General features: G+C 60.8%; 25 protein-coding genes. 19 read left to right on the forward strand and 6 right to left on the reverse strand.

Annotation, left to right across the window (positions count from 1 at the left end; genetic code table 11):
• The first annotated feature begins 116 nt into the window (after nucleotides 1–116).
• The 17 genes from PPTH39_RS17805 to PPTH39_RS17885 all read left to right on the forward strand — a co-directional run bounded on the left by PPTH39_RS17805 (nucleotide 117) and on the right by PPTH39_RS17885 (nucleotide 18,030).
• Complete coding sequence (locus PPTH39_RS17805; RefSeq protein WP_095001012.1) at nucleotides 117–1,493, forward strand: PepSY-associated TM helix domain-containing protein; 1,377 nt, start codon at nucleotides 117–119, stop codon at nucleotides 1,491–1,493.
• A gap of 165 nt (nucleotides 1,494–1,658) precedes the next feature.
• Nucleotides 1,659–3,785 carry a TonB-dependent receptor gene (locus PPTH39_RS17810; RefSeq protein ID WP_130872270.1) on the forward strand — a complete coding sequence of 709 codons (2,127 nt, stop codon included), beginning with the start codon at nucleotides 1,659–1,661 and terminating at the stop codon, nucleotides 3,783–3,785.
• 83 nt (nucleotides 3,786–3,868) lie between these two features.
• The gene (locus PPTH39_RS17815; protein WP_095001010.1) at nucleotides 3,869–4,657 is read left to right on the forward strand and encodes an ABC transporter ATP-binding protein; all 789 of its coding nucleotides are present in this window, start codon (nucleotides 3,869–3,871) and stop codon (nucleotides 4,655–4,657) included.
• Nucleotides 4,654–5,604, forward strand: coding sequence for an ABC transporter substrate-binding protein (locus tag PPTH39_RS17820; RefSeq protein WP_095001009.1), 951 nt, complete (start codon nucleotides 4,654–4,656; stop codon nucleotides 5,602–5,604). Before PPTH39_RS17815 ends, PPTH39_RS17820 begins: the two co-directional genes overlap by 4 nt.
• Nucleotides 5,601–6,611, forward strand: a complete 1,011-nt coding sequence (locus tag PPTH39_RS17825; RefSeq protein ID WP_095017658.1) for a FecCD family ABC transporter permease — start codon at nucleotides 5,601–5,603, stop codon at nucleotides 6,609–6,611. Before PPTH39_RS17820 ends, PPTH39_RS17825 begins: the two co-directional genes overlap by 4 nt.
• Nucleotides 6,612–6,834: 223 nt before the next feature.
• Complete coding sequence (gene urtA / locus PPTH39_RS17830; RefSeq protein ID WP_095017659.1) at nucleotides 6,835–8,100, forward strand: urea ABC transporter substrate-binding protein; 1,266 nt, start codon at nucleotides 6,835–6,837, stop codon at nucleotides 8,098–8,100.
• Nucleotides 8,101–8,249: 149 nt separating this feature from the next.
• On the forward strand, nucleotides 8,250–9,752 hold the full coding sequence (urtB, locus tag PPTH39_RS17835; protein WP_095017660.1) for an urea ABC transporter permease subunit UrtB: 1,503 nt from the start codon (nucleotides 8,250–8,252) through the stop codon (nucleotides 9,750–9,752).
• On the forward strand, nucleotides 9,752–10,831 hold the full coding sequence (gene urtC / locus PPTH39_RS17840) for an urea ABC transporter permease subunit UrtC (protein WP_095020797.1): 1,080 nt from the start codon (nucleotides 9,752–9,754) through the stop codon (nucleotides 10,829–10,831). Before urtB ends, urtC begins: the two co-directional genes overlap by 1 nt.
• Complete coding sequence (gene urtD, locus PPTH39_RS17845) at nucleotides 10,828–11,676, forward strand: urea ABC transporter ATP-binding protein UrtD (RefSeq protein WP_095001004.1); 849 nt, start codon at nucleotides 10,828–10,830, stop codon at nucleotides 11,674–11,676. The genes urtC and urtD overlap by 4 nt, the downstream gene beginning before the upstream one ends.
• Before the next feature lie 40 nt (nucleotides 11,677–11,716).
• Nucleotides 11,717–12,415, forward strand: coding sequence for an urea ABC transporter ATP-binding subunit UrtE (gene urtE, locus PPTH39_RS17850; RefSeq protein ID WP_095024332.1), 699 nt, complete (start codon nucleotides 11,717–11,719; stop codon nucleotides 12,413–12,415).
• Nucleotides 12,416–12,460: 45 nt separating this feature from the next.
• Complete coding sequence (locus PPTH39_RS17855) at nucleotides 12,461–13,300, forward strand: urease accessory protein UreD (RefSeq protein WP_130872271.1); 840 nt, start codon at nucleotides 12,461–12,463, stop codon at nucleotides 13,298–13,300.
• A 75-nt stretch (nucleotides 13,301–13,375) separates the two neighbouring features.
• Nucleotides 13,376–13,678, forward strand: a complete 303-nt coding sequence (ureA, locus tag PPTH39_RS17860) for an urease subunit gamma (protein ID WP_016783355.1) — start codon at nucleotides 13,376–13,378, stop codon at nucleotides 13,676–13,678.
• Nucleotides 13,679–13,686: 8 nt separating this feature from the next.
• Nucleotides 13,687–14,220: a GNAT family N-acetyltransferase gene (locus PPTH39_RS17865; protein WP_095038947.1), complete on the forward strand. Its 534-nt coding sequence runs from the start codon at nucleotides 13,687–13,689 to the stop codon at nucleotides 14,218–14,220.
• Entirely contained in the window at nucleotides 14,217–14,750 is a 534-nt protein-coding gene (locus tag PPTH39_RS17870) for a GNAT family N-acetyltransferase (protein ID WP_095017663.1), read from the forward strand. Before PPTH39_RS17865 ends, PPTH39_RS17870 begins: the two co-directional genes overlap by 4 nt.
• Nucleotides 14,747–15,055, forward strand: coding sequence for an urease subunit beta (locus tag PPTH39_RS17875; protein ID WP_095000999.1), 309 nt, complete (start codon nucleotides 14,747–14,749; stop codon nucleotides 15,053–15,055). The genes PPTH39_RS17870 and PPTH39_RS17875 overlap by 4 nt, the downstream gene beginning before the upstream one ends.
• Before the next feature lie 35 nt (nucleotides 15,056–15,090).
• Nucleotides 15,091–16,791: an urease subunit alpha gene (gene ureC / locus PPTH39_RS17880; protein ID WP_095025263.1), complete on the forward strand. Its 1,701-nt coding sequence runs from the start codon at nucleotides 15,091–15,093 to the stop codon at nucleotides 16,789–16,791.
• A 105-nt stretch (nucleotides 16,792–16,896) separates the two neighbouring features.
• Nucleotides 16,897–18,030, forward strand: a complete 1,134-nt coding sequence (locus tag PPTH39_RS17885; RefSeq protein WP_095017665.1) for a sensor histidine kinase — start codon at nucleotides 16,897–16,899, stop codon at nucleotides 18,028–18,030.
• 126 nt (nucleotides 18,031–18,156) lie between these two features.
• Here the strand turns inward: PPTH39_RS17885 and PPTH39_RS17890 are convergent, their stop codons facing one another.
• Entirely contained in the window at nucleotides 18,157–18,462 is a 306-nt protein-coding gene (locus PPTH39_RS17890) for a chaperone modulator CbpM (protein ID WP_095000996.1), read from the reverse strand.
• 2 nt (nucleotides 18,463–18,464) lie between these two features.
• Nucleotides 18,465–19,376: a curved DNA-binding protein gene (gene cbpA, locus PPTH39_RS17895; RefSeq protein ID WP_095000995.1), complete on the reverse strand. Its 912-nt coding sequence runs from the start codon at nucleotides 19,374–19,376 to the stop codon at nucleotides 18,465–18,467.
• Between the two features lie 269 nt (nucleotides 19,377–19,645).
• Here cbpA and PPTH39_RS17900 point away from each other — a divergent pair, with 269 nt between their 5' ends.
• Nucleotides 19,646–20,911 (forward strand): Hsp70 family protein, encoded by a 1,266-nt coding sequence (locus tag PPTH39_RS17900; protein ID WP_095000994.1) that lies wholly within the window; start codon nucleotides 19,646–19,648, stop codon nucleotides 20,909–20,911.
• 48 nt (nucleotides 20,912–20,959) lie between these two features.
• Here the strand turns inward: PPTH39_RS17900 and PPTH39_RS17905 are convergent, their stop codons facing one another.
• The 3 genes from PPTH39_RS17905 to PPTH39_RS17915 all read right to left on the reverse strand — a co-directional run bounded on the left by PPTH39_RS17905 (nucleotide 20,960) and on the right by PPTH39_RS17915 (nucleotide 23,289).
• Entirely contained in the window at nucleotides 20,960–21,970 is a 1,011-nt protein-coding gene (locus PPTH39_RS17905) for an AI-2E family transporter (RefSeq protein ID WP_095000993.1), read from the reverse strand.
• Between the two features lie 188 nt (nucleotides 21,971–22,158).
• A complete protein-coding gene (locus PPTH39_RS17910) occupies nucleotides 22,159–22,440 on the reverse strand; it encodes a PsiF family protein (protein ID WP_095000992.1) in 282 nt (93 codons plus the stop codon).
• A gap of 63 nt (nucleotides 22,441–22,503) precedes the next feature.
• Nucleotides 22,504–23,289 (reverse strand): AraC family transcriptional regulator, encoded by a 786-nt coding sequence (locus tag PPTH39_RS17915; RefSeq protein WP_095000991.1) that lies wholly within the window; start codon nucleotides 23,287–23,289, stop codon nucleotides 22,504–22,506.
• Nucleotides 23,290–23,386: 97 nt separating this feature from the next.
• Here PPTH39_RS17915 and PPTH39_RS17920 point away from each other — a divergent pair, with 97 nt between their 5' ends.
• On the forward strand, nucleotides 23,387–24,262 hold the full coding sequence (locus tag PPTH39_RS17920; protein ID WP_095017667.1) for a DMT family transporter: 876 nt from the start codon (nucleotides 23,387–23,389) through the stop codon (nucleotides 24,260–24,262).
• A gap of 154 nt (nucleotides 24,263–24,416) precedes the next feature.
• Here the strand turns inward: PPTH39_RS17920 and PPTH39_RS17925 are convergent, their stop codons facing one another.
• Entirely contained in the window at nucleotides 24,417–26,483 is a 2,067-nt protein-coding gene (locus PPTH39_RS17925; protein WP_095031352.1) for an AsmA family protein, read from the reverse strand.
• Nucleotides 26,484–26,706: the final 223 nt, after the last annotated feature.

The following is a 26,706-nucleotide window of genomic DNA, read 5'->3' on the forward strand; positions in this document are numbered from 1 at the left end:
GAGCTGATTTGCGCCGTGCTTGAACCCGCAGCGGTCAGTCCCCTCTCCCTCTGGGAGAGGGCTAGGGTGAGGGTCTTTGCTGACGACAACAATTTCAACCTTGCGGAGCCGCTCACATGAGCCGACCAACACCGTCTTTCTACAACCTGGCCTGGCGCTGGCATTTCTACGCCGGGTTGTTTGTCGCCCCGTTTATGATCCTGCTGGCCCTGACCGGGATCATTTACCTGTTCAAACCCCAGCTTGATCCACTGCTGTACGACCATCTGCTCAACGTCACCCCGGCCCATCACAGCCTCAGCGCCGATGAGCAACTCAGCCGTGTGCAGGCCACTTATCCACAGGGCCATATCAGCCAGTACCTGCCGCCGATCAATCCGCAACGCAGCGGCCAGTTCGTGGTTCACAACGGCGGGCACGAGCTCAATGTGTTTATCAACCCCTACACCGGCCAGGTGCTGGGCGAGCAGGATGCCAAGCTCAACCTGCAAGCCGTGGCGCGCGCCCTGCACGGCGAATTGATGATCGGCACCCTCGGCGACCGGCTGGTGGAACTGGCCGCTGGCTGGGGCGTGGTGCTGGTGGTGTCCGGCCTGTTCCTGTGGTGGCCGCGGGGGCAATCGGCTGCCGGAATTCTATGGCCGCGCCTGAGCAGGCGCGGGCGCGTGCTATGGCGCGACCTTCACGTTGTCACAGGGTTCTGGGGGGCCGCCTTGCTGCTGTTCATGTTGATCAGCGGCATGACCTGGACCGGCTTCTGGGGCAAGCAATATGCCGACCTGTGGAACCGTTTCCCGGTAGCCATGTGGAACGACGTGCCGAAGTCTGATATCGAGGCCCGCAGCCTCAATACCGCCAACCGCCAGACCGTGCCCTGGGCAATGGAAAACACACCGATGCCGGTCTCCGGCGCCCACGCCGAACATATGGCCCACGCCGCGCACACCTCAGGCCCCGCCGCCCCCGGCATCACCCTGCAAGCGGTGGTCGACACCGCCACGGCCCGCCAGGTCGAGGCCGGCTACAGCATCACCCTGCCGACCACCGCTACCGGCGTATTCACCATTGCCGTATTCGCCGACGACCCGCGTAACGACGCCACCCTGCATGTCGATCAATACACCGGCACGGTACTGGCCGACGTGCGTTGGCAGCATTACAGCAATGTCGCCCGCGCCACCGAAATGGGCGTGATGCTGCACGAAGGCAAGTTGTTTGGCCCGCTCAACCAGATCGTGATGCTGCTGGTGTGCCTGATGATCCTGCTCAGTTCCGTAAGCGGCCTGGTGATCTGGTGGAAGCGTCGCCCGCAAGGCGGTTTGGGGGTTCCGCCGCTGCGTCACGACCTGCCGACCTGGAAGGCCGGCGTTGCCATCATGCTCGCTCTGGCTATCGCGTTCCCGCTGGTGGGCGCCTCGTTGATCGCAGTGTGGGGGCTCGACCGGTTATGGCTGATGGTGCGCAAACTACGGCCGGATGAGCGCCTTTCATAACCAGCATGAACCATCCGAGAGGCGCATTGCAGAGCCACCCCTATAATGGCACGCCAATATCATGCGCGAAATAAGTGTTACTGTATAACAAAACCATTTAAGCTCCATCACCCGCCGCCAGGAGGCAGCGGGGACACCCTCTGAAATAAGCGACTCACTGCCCTGATGAACAAGTACTTTTTGTCCAGTCTCTGCCTGCTGGCGCTGAACAGCGCCCAGGCCGATGACGCCGCCCCCTCTCTGATGCTGCCTGCCGCGAGCGTTACCGCGCCTGAAGTCGAGATTGAAAGCATCGACCTCAAGACCGCCACCAGCGCCGGCTCACGCCTGAACCTTACCGGTCTCGAAACGCCTGCCAGCGTTGAAAGCCTGACCGGCGCGCAAATCCGCGCCCGTGGCGACCGCAGCGTGCAGGACGCCGTGACCCGCACCACCGGCATCAGCAACACCGGCACACCGGGTAACGGCGGCTCCGCCTATTCGGCCCGGGGTTTTGTCGGCGAAGGCTCGGTGATGCAGCTCTATGACGGCGTACGCATGTACAGCGGCGCGGGTACCGTGACCTTCCCGGTGGACGACTGGTCGGTGGAACGCATCGACGTGCTGCGCGGCCCGGCCTCGGTGCTGTATGGCGAAGGCGCTACCGGCGCAGTGATTAACGTAATCCCGAAAAAACCCTTCTCCGGTGCCATAGAAAACCATGTCCGTGTGGGCTACGGCTCGTACGACACCCGCCAGCAGGCACTCGACAGCGGTGGCTCGCTGACCGATACCCTGAGCTATCGGTTGAATATCAACCACGTCCAGAGCAATGGCTGGATCGACCACGGCGACTCCGAAAACACCTTTGTCAGCGCCGCTCTGCGCTGGCAGGCCAGCGATGACCTGGCGTTTACCCTGAGCCACGACTATGGCGATCAGGAGCCGCAAAACGATTTCGGCGTACCGCTGATCAATGGCCGGTATCACCAGAGCCTGCGGGACAAGAACTACAACGTGCGCGATGCAAAACTGCATTACAACGACCAGTGGACGCGCCTCAATACTGAATGGCAGATCAACGACGCCCTCAGTGCCAACAACGAGCTGTATTACCTCAAGGCCCAACGCCGCTGGCAGAACGCCGAAAACCACGCCTGGAATGAAAGCCAGCAGACCTTGCTGCGCAGGGGCTACTTCAGCATCAAGCACGAGCAGGAACAAGTCGGCGACCGCCAGACCTTCACCCTCAACCACGACCTGTTCGGCCTTGAAAGCAGAACCCTGGTGGGCGCGGATTACAACCGCATCCACTTCAACCTGCACAGCAACTCGCCGTATAAAGACGTGAATGAAAACGGTCAGCCGATTGACCTGTACCACCCGGATCGTGGCGAATTTGAAAGTGACTCGCCGTACCGCGATCAATACACCACCACCACGCAACAGGTTTCGCTGTTTGCCGAAAACCGCACCGAGTTGACCGATCAACTGTCCCTGGTCACCGGCGTGCGCCGCGATATCGTGCATCTGGACCGCGATGACTTCGCGGTCAATGGCGACGCCACTCGAACTGACCGCAGCCTGTCGGCCAACAGCTGGAAAGTCGGGTTGGTATACGAACTGACACCGGACATGTCGATCTATGCCCAGCAAGCCACCAGCGTTGATGGCGTGGGCGGCTTGATCAGCCTGAGCGAGAAGCAGCAAAACTTCGAACTGGCCCATGCGCGCCAGACCGAAATCGGCTTCAAGCAGATGTTCTGGGATCAGCGCGGCGAATGGACCCTGGCGGCCTATCACATCGTCAAAAAAGACCTGCTGACCTCCGACCCGAATATCCCGGGCAATACGCTGCAAGTGGGCGAGCAGTCCTCCAGCGGCCTGGAAGCCAGCCTTGACCTGCAACTGCCGCAGCGCTGGGCGTTGCAAGCCAACGCCTCGGTGGTGCGCGCGCAGTACGACAAGTTCGACGATGAAGGCGTATCGCGCAAAGGCAACCGCCCCACCGACGTACCCCGTCGCACCGCCAATCTGTGGTTGAGCAAGGCCATCAACGATGATGTAAGTGCCGGTGCCGGCGTGCGCTATGTCGACTCGCGTTATGCCGACATGGCCAACAACGTCGAGCTGCCGAGCTACACCGTGGTAGACGCCAGCGTGAGCTGGAAAGCGATGCCCAAAACCACCCTGGGTTTGCGTTTGAACAATTTGTTCGACCGCCAGTACGCCGTAACCCAATACAATGGCGGCCAGCAATGGATCATGGGCGAACCGCGTTCGTTTTTCGTGACGGCTGATTACACCTTTTAACCGCTGGCCCTCACCCCAACCCTCTCCCGGAGGGAGAGGGCTAGGGTGAGGGGCTTTTGACTTTAAAGAACAACCGGACTTTTATGACCCGCCTCACCCTCACCCAACTCGCCTGGAGCCCTCTGGGCCACGGCCATTGCCATCACCAGTTCCAGCTGCGTGATGCCAACCTGCATGTCGCTGCAGGTGAGTTTGTGGGGCTGATCGGGCCCAACGGCAGCGGCAAGACCAGCCTGTTGCGCTGCGCCTACCGTTTCAGCAAGCCGCAATCGGGCACTGTCCAGCTCGACCGCCACAATCTCTGGCAGCAATCACCCCGCTGGTGCGCGCAACGCATCGCCGTGGTGTTGCAAGAATTCCCCGACACTTTCGGCCTGACCGTCGATGAAGTGGTCGCCATGGGCCGTACCCCGCACAAAGGCCTGTTCGATGGCGACACCCAAGCTGATCGCCAACTGGCCACAAACGCCCTCGCATCCGTCGGCCTGCAGGGTTTTGAAGACCACGCTTTCGCCACCCTCTCGGGCGGCGAAAAACAACGGGTGATCCTGGCCCGTGCCCTGACCCAGCAACCCGAACTGCTGATCCTCGACGAGCCCACCAATCACCTCGACCCGCGCTATCAGCTGGAGTTGCTGCAACTGGTCAAGCGCCTGAACATCGGCACCCTGGCCAGCATCCACGACCTCAATCTGGCCGCTGCCTTTTGTGACCGGCTGTACGTCATTGACCACGGCAAGATCATCGCCAGCGGCACGCCCCGTGAAGTCTTGACTGTGGAGCTGTTGCGCGACGTGTTTGGCGTGGCGGCCCTGATCGACGACCATCCGCTGTCCGGCTACCCGCGCATAACCTGGATAACCCACGCATGAACCTGATTCGTTTCGCCCTCTGCCTGGGCGCAGTGCTCGCCTCGCCCCTGGCCTTTGCCGAGGCCACGCAGTACCCGCTGACTATCAAGAGTTGCAATCGCGACGTGACCTTCGACCAGGCCCCCAAACACGCGGTCAGCCATGACATCAACATGACCCAGATGATGCTCGCCCTCGGTCTCAAGCCACACATGGCCGGCTACAGCGGGATCAGCGGGTGGAAGGCCGTGACCCCGCAGATGAAAGTGATCCTCGATGGTCTGCCGGAACTGGCGAGCAAATACCCGTCAGTGGAAACCCTGCTCAATGCCAACGTCGATTTCTTCTTCGCCGGCTGGGACTACGGCATGCGCGTGGGCGGCGACCTCACGCCGCAAACCCTGACCCCGCTGGGCATCAATGTGTATGAGCTGACCGAGTCCTGCGCATTTGTGATGAAGCGCCCGCCCGCCAGCATGGAAGACACCTATAACGACCTGCGCAACCTGGGCAGGATCTTCGACGTGCAGGATCGCGCCAGTGCGTTGATCGCCCAGATGCAGGCAAAAATTGCAGACGTCCAAAACACCCTGCCCACCTCGAAGCCCCGGGTTTTCCTGTATGACAGCGGTGAAGACCGGGCCATGACTTCGGGCAAACTGGGTATCCCCCACGCATTGATCGAAGCCGCCGGTGGCAACGATATCCTCAGCGATATCGACGCCAGCTGGACCCGTATCAATTGGGAAACCGTGGTCGAGCGCAACCCCGAAGTCATCGTGATCGTTGATTACAGCGAGGTCACCGCCGAGCAGAAACAACGCTTCCTGGAAACCAACCCGGCGCTGCAATCGGTAGACGCGATCCGTAACAAGCGCTTTATCGTTATCCCTTATGTGCAGGCCACGCCGGGCATCGACAACGTGCTCGCCATCGAAACCCTGGCTAAAGGCTTTCACCCGCAATGATAGCCAGCCGCTACGCCCTGTTGCTCACTGGTCTTGGCGCATTGCTGCTGGTGTCGTGTGTGGTTTCGCTGGGTTTTGGCCCGGCGCGGGTGCCAGTGGACGTGGTGTGGCAGATTCTGCTGCACAAGCTGTTTGGCATCGGCGACGTTAACTGGAGCGCGGGCCAGGAACATATCGTGTGGCTGATCCGCGTGCCGCGCATGTTGCTGGGGGCGCTGGTGGGCGCAGGGCTGGCACTGATCGGCGCGGTGTTGCAGGCCGTGACCCGCAACCCCCTGGCCGACCCGCACCTGCTGGGTGTGACCAGCGGCGCCACGCTGGGGGCGGTGATTGTGGTGCTGCATGTGGGCGAAATCGTCGGGCTGCTGACCCTGCCCATTGCCGCATTTATCGGGGCGCTGTTGAGCATGGCTCTGGTACTGGCCATCGCCAGCCGACACGGCCGGCTCGACAGCGACCGTTTGCTGTTGTGCGGCGTGGCCGTATCCTTTGTGATGATGGCCGTGGCCAATACCCTGCTGTTTCTGGGCGACCACCGGGCCAGTTCCGCGGTGCTGTTCTGGATGCTCGGCGGGCTGGGACTGGCGCGCTGGGAGCTGCTGGCCATCCCCAGCGCCAGCGTGCTGCTGGGGCTGGTGTTGCTGCTGGGTATGGCACGCCCGCTGAATGCCCTGATGGCCGGCGAACAAACCGCCGTGACCCTGGGCTTGAATGCGCGCAATGTGCGCCTGCGGGTATTTTTGATCGCCTCGCTGATGACCGGCGTGCTGGTGGCCATCAGTGGCTCCATTGGTTTTGTCGGGCTGATGATTCCGCATATCGCCCGCCGCCTGGTGGGCGCGGAGCATCGACGTCTGCTGCCGGTATCCGCCTTGCTGGGCAGTGTGTTCCTGGTCTGGGTCGACGTGGCGGCACGCACCCTGATCGCCCCCGAAGACCTGCCCATAGGCGTGGCCACGGCGGCGATTGGCGGGCTGTTTTTTATCGGGTTGATGCGCAAACGCTAACACCGCCTGACAGGGCGGTAGTGAGTCAAACCCGCAAAGCACCAAGGTGAAGCATAACCCCGCACCACCCCTTCCCGGCGGCACCAAACGGGTGCGTCGTCGCGCCCACTCTTCGCGCAAAATACTGTTCCAGAGCCCTTTTCAGGTATAGGCACAGCCTTTGCTAAAGACCTCTCCAGTCATTGAATTCATCACTAAAAATCAGAGACCTGGAGATCGCACCATGAAGCGTCGTAGCTTGATCAAGGCTTTCACCCTGAGCGCCTCCATCGCAGCCATGGGCATGACCTGGACGGTGCAAGCCGCCGAGACCATCAAAGTAGGGATTTTGCATTCGTTGTCCGGAACCATGGCGATCTCCGAAACCTCGCTCAAAGACATGGCCCTGATGACCATTGACGAGATCAACGCCAAGGGCGGTGTCAACGGCAAGATGCTCGAACCCGTAGTAGTCGACCCGGCCTCCAACTGGCCACTGTTTGCCGAAAAGGGCCGCCAGTTGCTGACTCAGGACAAGGTTGCGGTGGTGTTCGGCTGCTGGACATCGGTGTCGCGCAAATCGGTACTGCCGGTGTTTGAAGAACTCAACGGCCTGCTGTTCTACCCGGTGCAATACGAAGGCGAAGAGATGTCGCCCAACGTCTTCTACACCGGCGCGGCGCCGAACCAGCAAGCGATTCCAGCGGTGGAATACCTGATGAGCGAAGACGGCGGCAGCGCCAAACGTTTTGTGCTGCTGGGCACCGACTACGTGTACCCGCGCACCACCAACAAGATCCTGCGCGCATTCCTGCATTCCAAAGGCGTGGCCGACAAGGACATCGAAGAGGTCTACACCCCGTTTGGCCACAGCGACTACCAGACCATCGTGGCCAATATCAAAAAGTTCTCGGCGGGCGGCAAGACAGCGGTGATCTCCACGGTCAACGGTGACTCCAACGTGCCCTTCTATAAAGAGCTGGCCAACCAGGGCCTGAAAGCGACCGACGTGCCGGTGATCGCGTTCTCGGTGGGTGAAGAGGAGCTGCGCGGCATCGACACCAAACCGCTGGTGGGTAACCTGGCGGCGTGGAACTACTTCCAGTCGGTAGAGAACCCGGTCAACGCCAAATTCGTGGCTGACTGGAAAGCCTACGCCAAAAAACACAACCTGCCGGGCGCCGACAAGGCCGTGACCAACGACCCGATGGAAGCTACCTACGTGGGCATTCACATGTGGGCCCAGGCGGCCGAAAAAGCCAAGTCCACCGATGTCGACAAGGTGCGCGAAGCCCTGGCGGGCCAGACCTTTGCCGCGCCTTCGGGCTACACCCTGACGATGGACAAGACCAACCATCACCTGCACAAGCCGGTAATGATCGGCGAGATCCAGCCGGACGGGCAGTTCAGCGTGGTATGGCAGACCGAAGGGCCGATCCGCGCCCAGCCGTGGAGCCCTTACATCCCGGGCAATGACAAGAAGCCGGATTACGCGGTGAAGAGTAACTGAGGCCAGCCTCATCGTTGTGCTTTTGTGGGAGCGGGCTTGCTCGCGATGCAGTCAACACGGTTTGACTGAAAGACCGCGTTGCCTGCATCGCGAGCAAGCCCGCTCCCACAGGTGTGTTGAATTGCTTCTATCTGTGCAAGGCCATAACTATGCCCACTGCCCTTTACCGCGTTATCGTCGCGCTACTGCTGTTGCTGCCCCTGGCCGCCCACGCCGACGACGCCAGCGACTTCGCCGCAGCCACTAACTCACAGCAAGCCACGCTACTCGAAAGCTGGGCGGCACAACCGGCACCCGCCCGTGTAGAGCTGATCAATAGCCTGCAACAAGGCCAGATCAGCGTAGACGGCCAGGTTAAAACCCTGCGCCTGAACAACCGCTTGCGCGGCTTGATCGATACCGCACTGGCCAGCCATCAACTGCTGGCAGCCGACCCCAAGCTGCGCTTGAGCGCAGCGCAACAATTGCAGAAATCCGCCAAACCGGCGCAACTCAATTTCCTCGACCAACAACTGGCCGCTGAAAAGGACAGCGATGTGCACAGCGCATTAAGCCTGGCGCTGGCCAATCTGCAATTGGTCGACCCCAACCCTGCCGTGCGTCTGGCCGCCGTGCGCCTGCTGGGCGAAACTGGCGAACCGCTGGCCCGGACCCGCCTCGAAAACCTGCTGCAACCAGGGGTAGAAACCGATGCCAGCGTGCACACCGCCGCCGAAACCAGCCTGGTGCAAATCAAACGCAAGCTGCTGATCGGCGACCTGCTGGGGCAGGCGTTCAGCGGTTTGTCCCTCGGATCGATCCTGCTGCTGGCTGCACTCGGCCTGGCCATCACCTTTGGCCTGCTGGGGGTGATCAATATGGCCCACGGCGAAATGCTGATGCTCGGCGCCTATTCCACCTACTGCGTGCAGTTGCTGTTCCAGCGCTTTGCTCCCGGCGCCATCGAGTTCTACCCGCTGCTGGCCCTGCCCGTGGCGTTCTTCGTTACCGCAGCCGTGGGCATGCTGCTGGAGCGCACCATCATCCGTCACCTCTACGGCCGCCCGCTGGAGACATTGCTTGCCACCTGGGGCATCAGCCTGATCCTGATCCAGCTGGTACGTGTGCTGTTCGGCGCGCAAAACGTCGAAGTGGCCAACCCGGCCTGGCTGTCGGGCGGGCTGCAAGTGCTGCCCAACCTGGTGTTGCCGTATAACCGTCTGGTGATCATCGTCTTCGCCCTGGCCGTGGTGGTACTGACCTGGCTGCTGCTGAACAAGACCCGTTTGGGCCTCAACGTGCGCGCCGTTACCCAGAACCGCAACATGGCTGCCTGCTGCGGTGTACCCACCGGGCGCGTGGACATGCTCGCCTTCGGCCTGGGCTCGGGGATTGCCGGACTTGGCGGCGTGGCCTTGAGCCAGGTCGGCAACGTGGGCCCGGATCTGGGACAGGGCTACATCATCGACTCGTTTCTGGTGGTGGTGCTGGGCGGCGTCGGCCAATTGGCCGGTACTGTGTATGCGGCCTTTGGCCTGGGTATCGCCAACAAGATCCTCGAACCGCAGATCGGTGCCGTGCTGGGCAAAATCCTGATCCTGGGACTGATCATTCTGTTTATCCAGAAGCGTCCGCAGGGGCTCTTCGCGCTTAAAGGACGGGTGATCGACTGATGAATCAGCCTCTGATGGTCACTGCTGCACAAAAGGCCGGACCTGCGGTCACTACACTGGTGGGCGTTCTGGTCCTGCTGGTATTGCTGGCCCTGCCGCTGCTCTCGCTGTTGCCCGCCGACAGCCCGTTGCAGGTCTCGGCCTACACGCTGACGCTGGTGGGCAAGATTCTCTGCTACGCCATTGTCGCCCTGGCCCTGGATCTGGTCTGGGGCTACGCCGGGCTGCTGTCGCTCGGCCATGGCCTGTTCTTCGCCCTGGGCGGTTACGCAATGGGTATGTACCTGATGCGCCAGGCCTCGGGCGACGAGCTGCCGGCCTTTATGACCTTTTTGTCGTGGACCGAGCTGCCATGGTACTGGGTCGGTACCGAGCATTTCTGGTGGGCAATGTGTCTGGTGGTATTGGCCCCCGGCCTGCTGGCCCTGGTGTTCGGCTTTTTCGCCTTTCGCTCGCGGATCAAGGGCGTGTACTTCTCGATCATGACCCAGGCCCTGACCTTCGCCGGAATGCTGCTGTTTTTCCGCAACGAAACCGGCTTTGGCGGCAACAACGGCTTCACCAATTTTCGCAGTATTCTGGGCTTTGGCATCACCGAGCCGGGCACGCGCGCGGCGCTGTTTTTGGCCACCGTGCTGCTGCTGGTGACCAGCCTGTTCCTTGGCTGGCGACTGGCGCGCAGCAAGTTCGGCCGGGTATTGACCGCACTGCGCGACGCGGAAAACCGCCTGATGTTCTGCGGCTACGACCCACGCGGTTTCAAGCTGTTCGTCTGGGTACTGAGCGCCGTGCTGTGCGGCCTGGCCGGGGCCTTGTATGTGCCCCAGGTGGGCATTATCAACCCGGGTGAAATGTCGCCGACCAACTCCATCGAAGCCGCCGTATGGGTCGCCCTCGGCGGGCGCGGCACCCTGATCGGCCCGCTGCTGGGGGCAGGCGTGGTCAATGGCATGAAAAGCTGGTTTACCGTGGCCTTCCCCGAATACTGGCTGTTCTTTCTCGGGGCGCTGTTTATCGTCGTGACCCTGTACCTGCCAAAAGGCGTGATCGGCCTGCTGAAGAAAAGGGGCGAACAATGAGAATCACACCGACCGCCGAATTCATGCTCGAACCGGTGCTGGACGCTGGCAGCAGTCGCGACGCCATCGGCCTGGGACAAGCCGCCGGGCCGGGCCTGAACACCCGCCACGGCACCCTCCTGACCCTGGAAGACATCAGCGTCAGCTTCGATGGCTTCAAGGCCCTGAACAACCTCAACCTGTATATCGGCGTCGGTGAACTGCGCTGCATCATCGGCCCCAATGGTGCGGGCAAGACCACCATGATGGATGTGATCACCGGCAAGACCCGGCCCAGCGAAGGCCAGGCCTGGTTTGGCGAAACCCTCGACCTGCGCCAGATGAGCGAAGTACAGATCGCCCAGGCCGGGATTGGCCGAAAGTTCCAGAAGCCCACGGTATTCGAGGCCCTGAGCGTGTTCGAGAACCTGGAGCTGGCGCAGAAGACCGACAAGTCGGTGTGGGCCAGCCTGCGCGCGAAACTGACAGGAGAGCAAAAGGACCGTATCGGCGAAGTGCTGCATACCATCCGCCTGACCGGCTCGGCCCTGCGGCCTGCGGGGCTGTTGTCCCACGGGCAGAAACAGTTTCTGGAAATCGGCATGTTGTTGATGCAGGACCCGCAACTGCTGTTGCTCGACGAGCCGGTGGCGGGCATGACCGATGCCGAAACCGAATTCACCGCCGAGCTGTTCAAGAGCCTGGCGGGCAAACATTCGCTGATGGTGGTGGAGCATGACATGGGCTTTGTCGGCTCGATTGCCGACCACGTCACCGTGCTGCACCAGGGCAGCGTATTGGCCGAAGGCTCGCTGGAGCAGGTGCAGGCGGATGAACGGGTGATCGAAGTCTACCTGGGTCGCTGAAAACTGCCCGCTCCCACAGGGGGCATGGAGAGAACTGAACATGCTTAACGTCGAAAAACTGCACCAATACTACGGCGGCAGTCATATCCTTCGCGGCCTGTCCTTCGAGGTCAAAGTCGGTGAAGTCACCTGCCTGCTCGGCCGTAATGGCGTGGGCAAGACCACCCTGCTCAAATGCCTGATGGGCCTGTTGCCGGTCAAGGAAGGCAGCGTGCAGTGGGAGGGCCAGCCCATCACCACGCTCAAGCCTCATCAGCGGGTCCACGCCGGGATCGCCTATGTGCCCCAGGGCCGGGAGATTTTCGGGCGCCTGACAGTGGAAGAAAACCTGCTGATGGGCCTGTCGCGCTTTCCCGGCGCCGAGGCCAGGGAAGTGCCGGCGTTTATCTACGAACTGTTCCCGGTGCTGCTGCAAATGAAACACCGGCGCGGCGGCGATTTGTCCGGCGGCCAGCAGCAACAGCTGGCCATCGGTCGCGCACTGGCCAGCCGCCCGCGTCTGCTGATCCTCGACGAGCCCACCGAAGGCATCCAGCCCTCGGTGATCAAGGAGATCGGCGCAGTGATCAAAATGCTCGCCGCCCGCGGCGATATGGCGATTTTGCTGGTGGAGCAGTTTTATGACTTTGCCGAAGAACTGGCCGATCAGTATCTGGTGATGTCGCGAGGTGAAATCGTGCAACAGGGGCGTGGCGAAAATATGCAAACAGAGGGTGTGCGCGGGCTGGTGACGATTTAATCTGTCCCTCTTTCCTGGTGCTTTTCTTACAAAGAAGTCCTACATATGAACCTGCCGGCCAATACCGCATTGTTCACCCCCAGCTGGCTCGCCGAGCTGGAGCTGGGCTATGGCCGTTTTGGCGACAGCACCCGCCCTACCCTGCGGCGCCACCTCGGCCCGTTGCGGGTGCAAAAGCATTTGTACGCCGAAGGCCCCGAGGTGTGCCAGCACATCATCGTCCACCCGCCGGGGGGGATTGCCGGGGGTGACCAACTGAATATCAGCGCCAGCGTCGGCCCCGATGCCTGGGCGCAATTGACCAGCCCCGGCGCGGCCAAGTGGTATCGCGCGGCGGGCCCGGCTTACCAGACAGTCGAATTGAACGTGGCTGCCGGCGCGACCCTGGAATGGCTGCCGCAAGAAACCATCGTGTTAAGCGCAGCCCAGGCCGAACTCACCACCCGTATCGAACTTGCTGGCGATGCACGGCTGTTTTACTGGGACATGGTGGCGTTGGGGCGGCTGGCCAGCGGCGAGCGTTTTGAGCACGGGCATTTTCAGTCACGCCTGGATATCCGCCGCGACGGCCAGTTGCTCTGGCATGAACGCCAGCGCATTGCAGGCGGCGACGGGCTGCTGGACTCGCCCATCGGCCTGGATGGCAACCCGGTGTTTGCCACCTTGCTGGTAACGGGTGAAGTCAGTGCCGAGCTGCTGGAACGCTGCCGCGCGCTGGCCAACCCGGTACGCGGTGATTTGACTCAATTACCGGGTCTACTGGTAGCGCGCTGCCTGGCCAGTGAAGCCTTGCAGGCGCGCAGCTGGCTGATCGATTTATGGCGCTTGCTGCGCCCGGCATTGCTGGGGCGCGAGGCGTTGGCGCCACGCATCTGGAGTACCTGAAGAGCCCCTCTCCCTCTGGGAGAGGGTGAGGGCCAAGGCCCGACTCATTTTTAACTGCCGAACACGGACCCGACCATGGACCTGACTCCACGCGAAAAAGACAAGATGCTGATCTTCACCGCCGGCCTGCTGGCCGAGCGGCGGCTGGCCCGCGGTGTGATTCTCAACTACCCGGAAACCATCGCCTATATCTCCGCAGCCCTGCTCGAAGGTGCCCGCGATGGCCGCACCGTCGCTGAGCTGATGCACTATGGCACCACCCTGCTGACCCGCGACCAGGTGATGGAAGGCATTCCGGAAATGATCCCCGATATCCAGGTCGAAGCCACCTTCCCGGATGGCACCAAGCTGGTCACCGTCCACCAACCCATCGCCTGAGGCCGAGCATGTCTTATGTCATTCGTGATGCAGTCGCGGCGGATCTGCCGGCGATTCGCGATATCTACAACGATGCGGTGCTCAACACCCTGGCCATATGGAACGAAAACACCGTAGACCTGGACAACCGCCAGCGGTGGTTCGACGCACGACAGGCCCAGGGTTACCCGATTCTGGTGATCGTCGACGACACCAATATCGCCCTGGGCTATGCCTCGTTCGGCGACTGGCGGCCGTTCGAGGGCTTTCGCCATACCGTTGAGCACTCGGTGTATATCCACCCCGAGCAGCGCGGCAAAAAACTCGGGCCACAGTTGCTGGCCGAGTTGATCAAGCGCGCCCGTGCCTGCGACAAGCATGTGATGGTCGCCGCCATCGAAGGCGCCAACGCGGCCTCGATCCATGTCCACAGGCAACTGGGCTTTGTCACCAGCGGGCGCATGCCGCAAGTGGGGATCAAGTTCGGCCGCTGGCTAGACCTGACTTTTATGCAACTGATGCTTAACCCCGGCGCCCTGCCGCCCAAGGAGCTCGCACAATGAACGCCGAACAGGTGGTACGCGTGACGGCGCAGAGCTTTGCTCAATACCGCGATGACTTGATTGTGTTGCTGCTCGATGCGGTCGGGCACGGCGCATCGGTGGGTTTCATGAACGATCTGGATCAGCCTCAGGCCAGCCGTTACTTCAACGAAGTTCACGGGCAACTGGAACAAGGCAATCTGCTGCTGTGGGTACTGGTCGAAGACCAGCGCGTGCTGGCCAGCGTGCAACTGGTGCTGTGCCAGAAGGCCAACGGCCTGAACCGTGCCGAGGTGCAAAAACTGCTGGTGCTCAATGAAGTGCGTCGCCGCGGCCTGGGACAGGTACTGATCCACGCCCTGGAGCAAGGCGCCCGCGAGCAAAAGCGCGGCCTGTTGCACCTGGACACCGAAGCCGGCTCCCCGGCGGAGAACTTCTACAGTGCCCTGGGCTACACCCGCGTGGGCGAGTTGCCCAACTACTGCCAAAGCCCCGACGGCCACTACAGCCCCACGGCCATCTACTTCAAGACCCTGAGTGAGCCGCAATGATCCCGGGCGAATACCGCATTGAGTCGGGCGAGATCGAACTGAACGTCGGCCGCCGCACCCTGGTCCTGAGCGTAGCCAATCGTGGCGACCGCCCGATCCAGGTCGGCTCGCATTATCACTTTTTTGAAACCAACGACGCCCTGATGTTTGACCGTGGCGACAGTCGCGGCATGCGCCTGAACATTCCGGCTGGCACCGCCGTGCGCTTCGAGCCGGGGCAAACCCGTGAAGTGGAACTGGTGGAGCTGGCCGGTCTGCGCCGGGTGTTCGGCTTCGCCGGGCGGGTGATGGGCAATCTGGATTGACCCACAGGGTCCGGACCAATTTTTAGGAACTCACCATGAAAATCTCCCGTCAGGCTTACGCCGACATGTTCGGCCCCACCGTCGGCGACAAGATCCGCCTGGCCGACACCGAGTTGTGGATTGAGGTCGAGCACGACTTCACCACCTACGGCGAAGAAGTGAAGTTCGGCGGTGGCAAGGTGATTCGTGACGGCATGGGGCAGAGCCAACTGCTCGCCAGTGAAGTGGTCGACACGCTGATCACCAATGCGCTGATTATCGATCACTGGGGCATTGTCAAAGCCGATGTGGGCCTCAAGAACGGGCGCATCCACGCCATCGGCAAGGCCGGCAACCCGGATATCCAGCCCAACGTCACCATCGCCATCGGCGCCAGCACCGAAGTGATCGCCGGCGAAGGCATGATCCTCACCGCAGGCGGCATCGACACCCATATCCACTTTATCTGCCCGCAACAGATCGAAGAAGCGCTCAACAGCGGCGTGACCACCATGATCGGCGGCGGTACCGGCCCGGCCACCGGCACCAATGCCACCACCTGCACTTCGGGGCCGTGGCACATGGCGCGCATGCTTCAGGCCGCCGATTCGTTCCCGATGAACATGGGCTTTACCGGTAAGGGCAACGCCAGCCTGCCGCAACCGCTGATCGAACAGGTCGAAGCCGGAGCCATCGGCCTCAAGCTGCACGAAGACTGGGGCACCACCCCGGCGTCCATCGACAACTGCCTGACCGTTGCCGACCTCTATGACGTGCAAGTGGCGATCCACAGCGACACCCTGAACGAGTCGGGCTTTGTCGAAACCACCCTCGCCGCCTTCAAGGGCCGCACCATCCACACCTATCACACCGAAGGTGCCGGTGGCGGGCATGCGCCGGACATCATCAAGGCCTGCGGCCTGACCAACGTGCTGCCCAGCTCCACCAACCCGACGCGGCCTTTTACGCGCAACACCATCGACGAACACCTCGACATGCTGATGGTCTGCCATCACCTCGACCCGAGCATCGCCGAGGACGTGGCTTTCGCCGAAAGCCGGATCCGCCGCGAGACCATCGCCGCCGAAGACATCCTCCATGACCTGGGCGCGTTCTCGATGATCAGCTCCGACAGCCAGGCCATGGGCCGGGTGGGTGAAGTGATCACGCGCACCTGGCAAACCGCCGACAAGATGAAAAAACAGCGCGGGCCGCTGCCTGAGGATGCACCGGGCAACGATAACTTCCGCGCCAAGCGCTATATCGCCAAATACACCATCAACCCGGCGATCACCCATGGCGTAAGCCATGAAGTGGGCTCGATCGAAGTCGGCAAGTGGGCCGACCTGGTGCTGTGGCGCCCGGCGTTTTTCGGCGTCAAACCGACGTTGATCATCAAGGGCGGGGCCATTGCGGCAAGCCTGATGGGCGATGCCAACGCCTCGATCCCCACGCCGCAACCGGTTCACTATCGCCCGATGTTCGCCAGCTACGGCGGCTCGCGCCACGCCACCTGCCTGACCTTTATCAGCCAGGCCGCGTTTGACGCGGGCGTCCCCGCAGCGCTGGGTTTGCAAAAGCAAATCGCGGTGGTAAAGGGCTGCCGGGATGTGCAGAAAAAGGATCTGATCCACAACGGCTATCTGCCCGCGATCGAAGTCGACCCGCAGACCTATCAGGTCAAGGCCGACGGTGTATTGCTGTGGTGTGAACCGGCCGAGGTCCTGCCGATGGCACAGCGCTACTTCCTGTTCTGACACCCCGTATTTGCAGGGGGATTGGCGGTTGTACTGGAACGCTGCATTTGGCGTTAAGATGCGGCTCCATTTTTTACAACCGCTCTTGCAGCAAGGCGTGTGGCCATGGGCCTATCTGAATTCATCGTGCTCAATGTAGATCGCATCGTCGATGAATGGGAGCAGTTTGCCGAAACCATTACCCCGGCAGCCGAATCCATGAACAGCGTCGCGCTGCGCGACCATGCCAGGGAAATCCTGCTGGCTGCTTCGCGGGACATGAACACCGCGCAAACGGCCAGCGAGCAGCAGGCCAAGGCCGAGGGTGAAGGCCCCGAAACGAGCCCTGCGCTGGATGAAGCAGCTGCCAGCCACGGCGAACTGCGCCATACCGTGGGTTTTGATCTGGTGCAGATGACTTCGGAGTTCCGCCACCTGCGCGCCTGCGTCATCCGCCTGTGGGTCGCCAGCATCCAGGCCCCGGCCCACGAGCACCTGCTCGACATGATCCGCTTCAACGAAGCCATTGACCAGGCCCTGGCCGAGTCCACCGCGGCCTATGCCGAACAGGTCAATCGCTCACGCGACATCTTCCTTGCCATCCTGGGTCATGACCTGCGCGCACCGTTGCAAGCAGTGAGCATGTCCAGTGAAATGCTGGAGCGCAAAACCAGCCTTGACCCTGCGGCGCAGCCTTATCTGCTGGCCATCAGAAACGGCACGCGGCATATGGGCGCGATGGTCAATGACCTGCTGGAGTTTGTGCGCAGCCGTCTGGGCACCAGCCTGCCGATCGAGCCCGAGCCGATGGACCTTGCCCAGGCCTGCCAGGCGGCGCTGGATGAAGCCTGCGCCGGGCAACCGGATTGCGCGCCGGCACTGCAGGTCGAAGGTGATGTGCAAGGGCACTGGGATCCGCGCCGGTTGGGGCAACTGCTGCAAAACCTGATCGGCAATGCCCTGCAGCACGGTGCGCGCCGGGGCAAGGTGACATTGCACCTGAGCGGGGACAGCGAAGCGGTGACCTTGCGCGTGCACAACCTGGGCATGCCCATCGCCGAAGACGCCCTGGGCACCCTGTTCGACCCGCTGGTGCGCAGCCCGAGCGAAGACCTGACCCAGCCGGGTACATCCACCAGCCTGGGCCTGGGGTTGTTTATCATCAAGGAAGTGGTGGACGCCCACCAGGGCAGCATCGACGTGACCTCGACCGAAGCCGAGGGCACGACGTTTACGGTGGTGTTGCCCAAAAACGCCTGAGCCCTGGGCAAACGCCATCTGTGGGAGGGGCTTGCTCGCGATGCAGTCGCCGCGGTCTATCAGGAACACCGCACCGAGGCCATCGCAGGCAAGCCAGCTCCCACAGAGCCTTTAGGCAGGCTTCATCTATTGCGTCACAAACCGCCCCAACTGCTGCTTCAATCGCTGATTTTCAGCACGCAATTGCTGCACTTCCTCGAGCAGGTCCAGCGCCAGCGCCACGCCCTCCCATTCCATCTGCAGATCATCACGCAGCTTGGCCGCGCGTCTGGCGATGACCAGTTCGTAGTCTTCAAAACGCCACACGTCAGGCGTGCGGCCCTGAGGTTCGATAATTCCGTGTTCGACAATCTCTATCACGTAAGTGGCCGGGATATTGGCCTCTTCGCAGAACCTTTCCATGTCCAGCTGAACGATCAGGGTGCTGCTCATGATCAGTTACTCCATTGGGCTCTCGGATCAAATGCTGCTTTGTCGGCAAGTTCTTGCCACAGGGCCTTGGTGGCCTCGTCGCCATGGGTCGGCATGACCACTTTCAGTTGCGCATACAAATCACCACGCTGGCCTTGCTTGTCCACCAGGCCGTGGCCCTTGATGCGCATGCGCTGACCGCTCTGGCTGTCAGGGCGAATGGTCATCATCACCTTGCTGGTCAGGGTCGGTATCGCCACCTTGGTGCCCAGCGCAGCTTCCCACGGCGCCAGAGGAACCGTGATAACCAGGTCATGGCCTTCAACATCGAACTTCGGATGCGGTGCAAAACGGATGATCAGGTACAGATCACCGTTGGCCCCGCCACCCACGCCCGGGCCACCCTGGCCTTTAAGGCGGATGCGCTCACCGTCGGTCACACCGGCCGGGATCTTCACGTTCAGGGTCTTGCTGACCCCGCCTATCTGAAAGCTGATGGGCTTGGACTCACCCGACAGGGTTTCTTCAAGGAAAATCGGCAACTCCATTTCAACATCCTGCCCGCGACGGCCCGCACTGCGGCCTGATTGCCCACCAAAACCGCCACCACGCGAACCGAAGATCGAGCTGAAGAAGTCCGAAAAATCGCCATTGTCTTCGAAACCGCCGCTGGAACGGCCTTGCCAGCCCGGCGGCCCCTGGAACGGCTGGCCATGCTGGCCGTATTTGCGAATTTCGTCGTATTCAGCGCGTTTTTCGGCGCTTTTAAGCGCTTCATACGCCTCGTTGACATCCTTGAACTTGCTCTCGGCGTCCTTTTCCTTGCTCACATCCGGGTGATACTTGCGCGCCAGCTTGCGATAGGCGGTCTTGATCGCCTTATCGTCCGCCGTGGGCTCGACACCCAGGATCTTGTAATAGTCTTTGAAGTCCATGTAAGGATCACCATCCGTTATCAATATCGCGCAGCTCAGGTCACCAGAATGCTCCGGTTGCCCGGCCTGTCATTTGACCGGCCTCAAGAACAGCGCTGCCAATGTTTATCGGCAGCCTAAAGACTGCCACGCCAATGACTGGAAGTTTGGGGATCAAGGATAGTCTTTCAAGTGGATTAAAACCTGCGATTTAACGATTAGTCGTGCTTCGATTCTGCGGCGGTCTGACATACACTGCGCGGCCGTTTTTTGACCGGAACACGAAAGACATGAAAAGCGCCTCTCCAGCACGTGCCTGCGGTATCGACTTCGGCACGTCAAACTCCACCGTCGGCTGGCTGCGTCCAGGCGTGGAAACCCTCATTGCGCTGGAGGACGACAAGATCACCCTGCCCTCGGTGGTGTTCTTCAATATGGAAGAACGCCGCCCGGTGTATGGTCGTCTGGCGCTGCATGAGTACCTGGAAGGCTACGAAGGCCGCCTGATGCGCTCGCTCAAAAGCCTGCTGGGTTCCAAGCTGATCAAGCACGACACCAGCGTTCTGGGCACGGCGATGCCGTTCAAGGACTTGCTGGGGCTGTTTATCGCCCAGCTGAAAAAGCGCGCCGAAGCGACCGCCGGTCGTGAATTCGAAGAAGTGGTACTCGGTCGCCCGGTATTTTTCGTCGACGACGACCCCCTGGCCGACCAGGAAGCCGAAAACACCCTGACCGACGTGGCACGCGCCATCGGCTTCAAGGAAGTGTCCTTCCAGTACGAACCGATCGCCGCGGCATTTGACTATGAGTCCACCATCGAGCGCGAAGAGCTGGTGCTGATTGTCGATATCGGTGGTGGTACGTCCGACTTCTCCCTGGTGCGCCTGTCGCCCGAGCGCCGTGGCCTGGACAACCGCCAGGACGATATTCTGGCCACCGGCGGCGTACACGTGGGCGGTACCGATTTCGACAAACAGCTGAGCCTGCAAGGCGTGATGCCATTGTTCGGCTACGGCAGCCGCATGAAAAGCGGTGCCTACATGCCTACCAGCCATCACATGAACCTGGCGACCTGGCACACCATCAACTCCGTGTACTCGCAAAAATCCCAGCTGTCGCTGGGCAGCATGCGTTACGACATTGAGGATACCGGCGGTATCGACCGTCTGTTCAAACTGATCGAGCAGCGTGCCGGACACTGGCTGGCGATGGAAATCGAGCAGACCAAGATCGAACTGACCCACAACGACAGCCGCCATGTGCCGCTGGACCGGGTTGAAGCGGGGTTGAGCGTAAACCTGAGCCGGGCGATGTTTGAAGAGTCCATCGACAACCAGCTGGAACGCATCCGCAACAGCGTGACGCAATTGCTGGGCAATGCCGGCGTGGGTGTCGAGCAGGTGGATACGGTGTTCTTCACCGGTGGTTCGAGCGGGATTCCGGCCTTGCGCCAGAGCGTCGCGGCCATGTTGCCGAATGCGCAGCATGTTGAAGGCAACATCTTCGGCAGCATCGGCAGCGGTCTGGCGATTGAGGCTAAAAAGCGTTACGGCTAATACCCTCGCCCCAACCCTCTCCGTCCGGGAGAGGGTTGGGGCAAGCCGTTACACCAACCCCACCTGCTTCAGCTCACTCTTCAAATATGCATAGTAGATCGGCCCCGCCACCACGCCCGGCAGGCCGAAGGCTGCTTCAAAGACCAGCATCGCCAGCAGCAATTCCCACGACTTGGCACTGATTTGCCCCCCGACAATCTTGGCGTTGAGGAAGTATTCCAGCTTGTGGATAACAATCAGATAACCCAGCGCCCCGATCGCCACCCAGATCGACAGCGATAAACCGACGATAGTGATCAGGGTGTTGGAAATCAGGTTGCCAATCACCGGCAGCAAACCCAGCAGGAAGGTCAGCACGATCAGGGTTTTGGTCAGCGGCAGATGCACGCCCAGCAGCGGCAGGACTACAGCCAGAAAGATCCCGGTAAATACCGTGTTGAGCAGCGCGATCTTGATTTGCGCAAAAACGATATTGCGAAAGGCTTGTACCAGCAGGTGCAGACGCTCGAACAGCGCAGCCGACAGCGGCTTGCGGCGGCTGATATCAGGAATGGTCTGCAAGGCCATGATGGCCCCCAGCACCATGCCGATCAGCAGGGTCACGAACATATGCGCGGCGTCTTTGCCCACCAGTTGCAGATCGCTGAGGTGCTTGTTCATCCATTGCCCGATGGCAATCCGGAACTCGGCAGCACTGGCTGGCAGGTAGCTGTCCAGGAACGGCGGCAACTGGCCGCGGGCCCGATCGACTACGGCCATGAATTTATTCAGTGAAGCGCCGGGGTTTTCCGCCTCATGCAACAGAAAACTGATGGCACCGGCAAAGATCAGCGCCAGTACGCTGACAATCACCGTACCCAGCAAAGCCACCGCCAGCCAGCGCGCACGGCGCCCGGCAATCAGACGCTGCAATTGCGGGGTGAGCATATTGACCAGTTCGAACACCAACAAGCCCGCCAGCAGGCTGGGCAACAAACGCAACGGGAAAACCAATAGCAGGCCGCCAGCAATAATGATGTAGCTGGCCAAGACGATGTGACGCTGAGAAAACGATGGCATACAGCCTCAAAACTGACAGCGTGAAAGGACAAGCAGTCTGCCAGCCTTCAGCTGCGAGCACTAGAATTTGTGACTGGCGGGAGGGCATACACCCTGTGGGAGCGGGCTTGCTCGCGAATCAGGCGCTGCGGTATGTCAGTTAAACCGCAGTGAGGCCATCGCGAGCAAGCCCGCTCCCACAGTGCCGATCATTTTTTCTTCAGGCAATCACTCATAAAGGCTTTGCGCGCATCGCCCTTGAGGGCCTGGGTGCCGGCGGTGGCATTGCAGGTTTTCATCTTGTCCTGCTGCGTCGCCGGCTTGGCTTTGAGGCAGGTACTCATAAAGGCTTTGCGCTCATCGCCCTTGAGGGCCTTGGCACTGGCGTCAGCGTTACAGGTGGTCATTTTGTTTTGTTGGGCCGTGGCCGCAAAGCCCTGGGAACACAGGAGCAGACCTATCATCAGCAAAGGAACACGCAGCATCTTCATGGAGTTTTCTCCTTGTTGGCGCGCCAACGGGCAGCGCGATTCCTGAAGTGTAGACAAACTCTGTTACAGCACTCGTGCCTGACGTCGATACTGCTCCGGGGTACATCCGGCCTGGCGCTGGAACATTGCGATAAACGCCGACGAGGTGCTGTAACCCAGGTCGAAGCCCACGTCCTGCACGCTGCGCGCAGACTCCAGCGCCTCAATCGCGGCCAGAAACCGCAGACGCTGACGCCACTCGCCAAAGCTCATGCCCAGTTCCCGCACAAACACCCGCGCCAATGTACGTTCGCTGACATGCACCTGCTGCGCCCACTGGCCCAACGGGCGGTTGTCGCCTGGGCTCTGTTGCAGCGCTTCCAACACCAGCAACAGGCCCGGATGGCTGGCATAAGGCAAGAAGCACTGATGCACCGGTGCCTGGCGCAATTGATCGACCAGCACCCGGGCCAGTCTTACATCGGCTTCGCTTTGCGGGATATTGATATCGCGGCGGGCAAAGTCGCTGAGGATGGCCTTGAGAATATCGCTGATAGCCAGGGTGACCGGGGTGGTCGGCAAGTGCTGGCAATGCACGGCATCCAGATACACAGAGCGATAAACAATCGCCTGGGCGTTGTAGGCACTGTGCTCGGTGTTGGGCGGCACCCAGACCGCGTATTGCGGCGGCGACATAAAGCGCCGGCCATCGACTTCAAAGCGCATCACACCGTGGGCCACATAATCCAGTGAGCCCCAGGCATGGGTATGGGGCACGGCATGGCTGTGGGCCTCAATCTCGGCATAGCGAAAGTAAACCGGCGCTGGCAGACCGTCGAACTCGGGGACGTTGATCAGATTCTTGTGCATGCTGTCTGGATACGGGGTGAGGTTGGCTGGATCGCAGTATAGGCTCGCAGACAGACAAGCGGATAATCACCGCTCATTAACCCTGTGGTTGTCACCGATGCAATACGCTTACCCGCTACTGGCCATTTTGATCTGGGCCGGCAATACCGTTATCAACAAGCTTGCGGTGGGAGCGATCTTCCCGTCCGAGATCGGCTTTTATCGCTGGCTGCTGGCTGGCCTGCTGTTTACCCCCTTTATGCTCAAGCCGGTGATGAGCAACTGGCCGATCATCCGCCCCAACCTGGGCAAGATTTTCATCCTCGGCGTGCTCGGCATGGCGGTGTACCAGAGCCTGGCCTACTACGCGGCGGCCCGTACGTCGGCGACCAATATGGGCATTATCCTGTCATTGATGCCGCTGATGGTGCTGAGCATGTCGATTATCAGCCTGGGGCAGCGCCTGACTGCCGGGGCCTTGGTGGGCGCGGTCGTATCGTTTGTCGGGGTACTGGTGGTGGTGTCGAGCGGCAGCCTGGCGGCCTTGCTTGATCATGGCCTCAACCTGGGTGACGCGATGATGCTGGTCGCCACCCTGGCCTATGCGGTTTACAGCACCCTGCTGAAAAAATGGCAACTGCGCCTGCCGCCGCTGCAGATGCTGTATATGCAGGTGCTGGTGGCGATTGTGGTGTTGTTTCCGCTGTATCTGGCCTCACCTAAGGTCGGGCCAACGGTGCATAACATGGGGCTGGTGCTTTACGCCTGCGTGCTGGCGTCGATGATCGCACCGCTGGCCTGGATGAAAGCCGTGGCCAGCCTTGGCCCAAGCCGTACCACGCTGTTCTTCAACCTGCTGCCGTTGATTACCGCGCTGATCGCAGCGGTGGTGCTCAAAGAGCAACTACATGCCTATCACCTGATTGGCGGGGCGCTGACCTTGGGCGGAGTGATTCTGTCGGAGCGCTGGACTACGCCGTTGCGGGCGGCGTGATTTAGCCCTCACCCCAGCCCTCTCCATGCCCGCTTTCGATGTCCGGCTCAAGCCTTCGCAGAGAGAGGGAGTCAACTGGTGGCGTTGCCCGGATCCACTTTTGCCTTTAGTCCCCTCACCCTCTCCCTCCGGGAGAGGGTGAGGGACTTTTGATCTACTTCACCGTCTTCGGCACCTTGCCCTGCTGCATTTGTTGCAGCAGCGGCGCGCACTGGTTGGGTTCGCCACCGCTTGGGGCGACCAACGCCAGTAATCCCGCCGCCGGCCCTGCAATCACACCCAATGCCACCATGCCCGCACCACGCAACAGCAGCGGCACGGCTTGCACACCCGCTGACGGGTTGGCAAAGGTACCGCGTACATACAGCGGTGAACGCAACGAAAACAGACGCAAACCCTTGGACTCTGGAGTGATCTTCAAGTCCAGCTGCTCGGTAGCAAGGTTGATCGTGCCATCGATATAGATAATCGCGTTCTCGGTATCGAACACAAACAATCGGGTACTGGCCAGCCCGTTCTTGATCCCCAGGTCCGCTGCCGCGCAGTTGATCTTCACGTCCTCGTCGCCAAAAATCTTGCCCACTACATAGTTGCCTACGTTCAGGCCGGCAATTTCCATAAGGCTGCGACTGATAGCGCCGTCATTGATGATCATCTTCAGATCACCGTTGGCGGTGCCCAACAACTTGGCCACCGAATTACCGGTACCGGTAATCGTGGCATCACCATTGAGTTCGCCGAAGCTGGTTTTCATCGGCTCAAAGGTGGGAAACAGTTGCTTGAGTTTAAAGTTGCGCGCGGTCAGCCTGGCGCTGCCTTTCAGGGGCGCAGCACGGCCGTTGAGACGAATTTGCGCATCCAGCTTGCCACCTGCCACGCCAAAACGCAGCGGCTCAAGACTCAGTTCGCCATCATTGAGCACCACATGGGTGTAGAGGTCGGTAAACGGCAGCTCGGCGCTTTGCACGATACGTTTGCCGGTGAGTTCTACGTCTGCGTCCATATCGCGCCAGCGCTCGGTGCGAAACTCTTCCACCGGCAGCACCTTGCCCGCAGGCTGCTTGCTCTCGCTGCCCCGGGCTTTTTGCTGGGTGTTGGAGTCGGCACCGATCAACGGCCCCAGGTCAGCCATCAGCAACTGGTTGGACACCAGCTTGCCGGACAGCTTGGGCCGTGGCTGGCTGGCCACATATTTCAGATCGCCATGGATATCACTGCTGCCGATTTTGCCGTTGAAATTTTCATAGCTGAAGGTCGCGCCATTGGCTTCACGCAGTTTGGCGGTCAAATGGCCGTCGGTGGAGTACGGCGGCGAATCCGGCAAGGTCACGCCGGTCAACGGATAGAGGTTACTCAGGCTGGTACCGGCCAATTTCAGGCGCAGGTCCAGGGCACCCAGATTGAGCGGGTCGGTCAAGGTTCCGGCCAGCTCGACATGGCTGTCGGCAATGCTGACCCGGGCTTGCAACGGGAAAGGCTGAGTCGCGTCCTGCAATGCCAGCAGACCGCCAATTTTACCGCTGCCGTTGAGCTGCTGACCGTGGTACTGGCCTTTGACCTTGAGGGCGAACGCATAGTCCTGCGGTTTGCCGCCCTTCTCCAGGGCCTTTTTCGCGTCTTTTTCGCCGACGATCTCGCTAAACGGGATGGGTTTGCCCAGCGAGTCGATCAGCACGTCCAGTCGGGTTTTCAGGGTCTGATCATTGAGGGTCACATGCCCCTTGTCGAAGCCGATAGCACCGATGTCCAGCGTCCAGGCTGAAGGCTCGGCATCCGGGTCCTTGGGGTCGAAGGTAAAGGTCCAGTTCGCCCGGCCATCAGCCAGGCGCTCAAGACTGGCGCTGGGCTCTGTCAGATTGATGCGCGGGATATCCACGGTTTGGGTCAACAGCGCCAGCGGCGACAGGCGCAGCTCGACTCTTTTCAGGCTGGCCATTTGCGCAGTTTTCGCCCACTCGGGGTTGCCCAGGGTCAGGTCCTGAGCAATCACATGGGGCCACGGCACCCAGGCCCGCCAGCCGCCCTGATCCTCTTCGCGCTGCCAGCGCACAGCCAGGTCACCGTTAATAGCAAACGGGCGGTGGAGGATTTCAGACACTTTGCTGTTGATGGTCGGCTTGATGCGGTTCCAGTCGAAGGTAGCGAGGATCACCACCAGCACGGCCACCAGCAGAACGAAAATACCGCCTGCCCAGGCAAGGGTCTTACGGGTGCGCGTCATGTCACGGCTCCTTGAATTCCACAGAACGTCCCAGTTACGACGCCATAAATGTACGACTGGCAAAGACGCCGGAAGGTTTAACCCCGGTACGGCTTTCGTATAAAAAATTTCAAAAGCCCCGGGCTAGAGCCTCCCAGCCTGAACAATCAATTTTGTCGATTATCACCATTGGCCGTATGAACTTTGATATCCGGCAGCCAAGCGTAGCATTGCCATCACACCT

Source organism: Pseudomonas bubulae (genome assembly GCF_900618535.1).
In the GTDB taxonomy this organism is placed as follows: Bacteria; Pseudomonadota; Gammaproteobacteria; order Pseudomonadales; family Pseudomonadaceae; genus Aquipseudomonas; species Aquipseudomonas bubulae.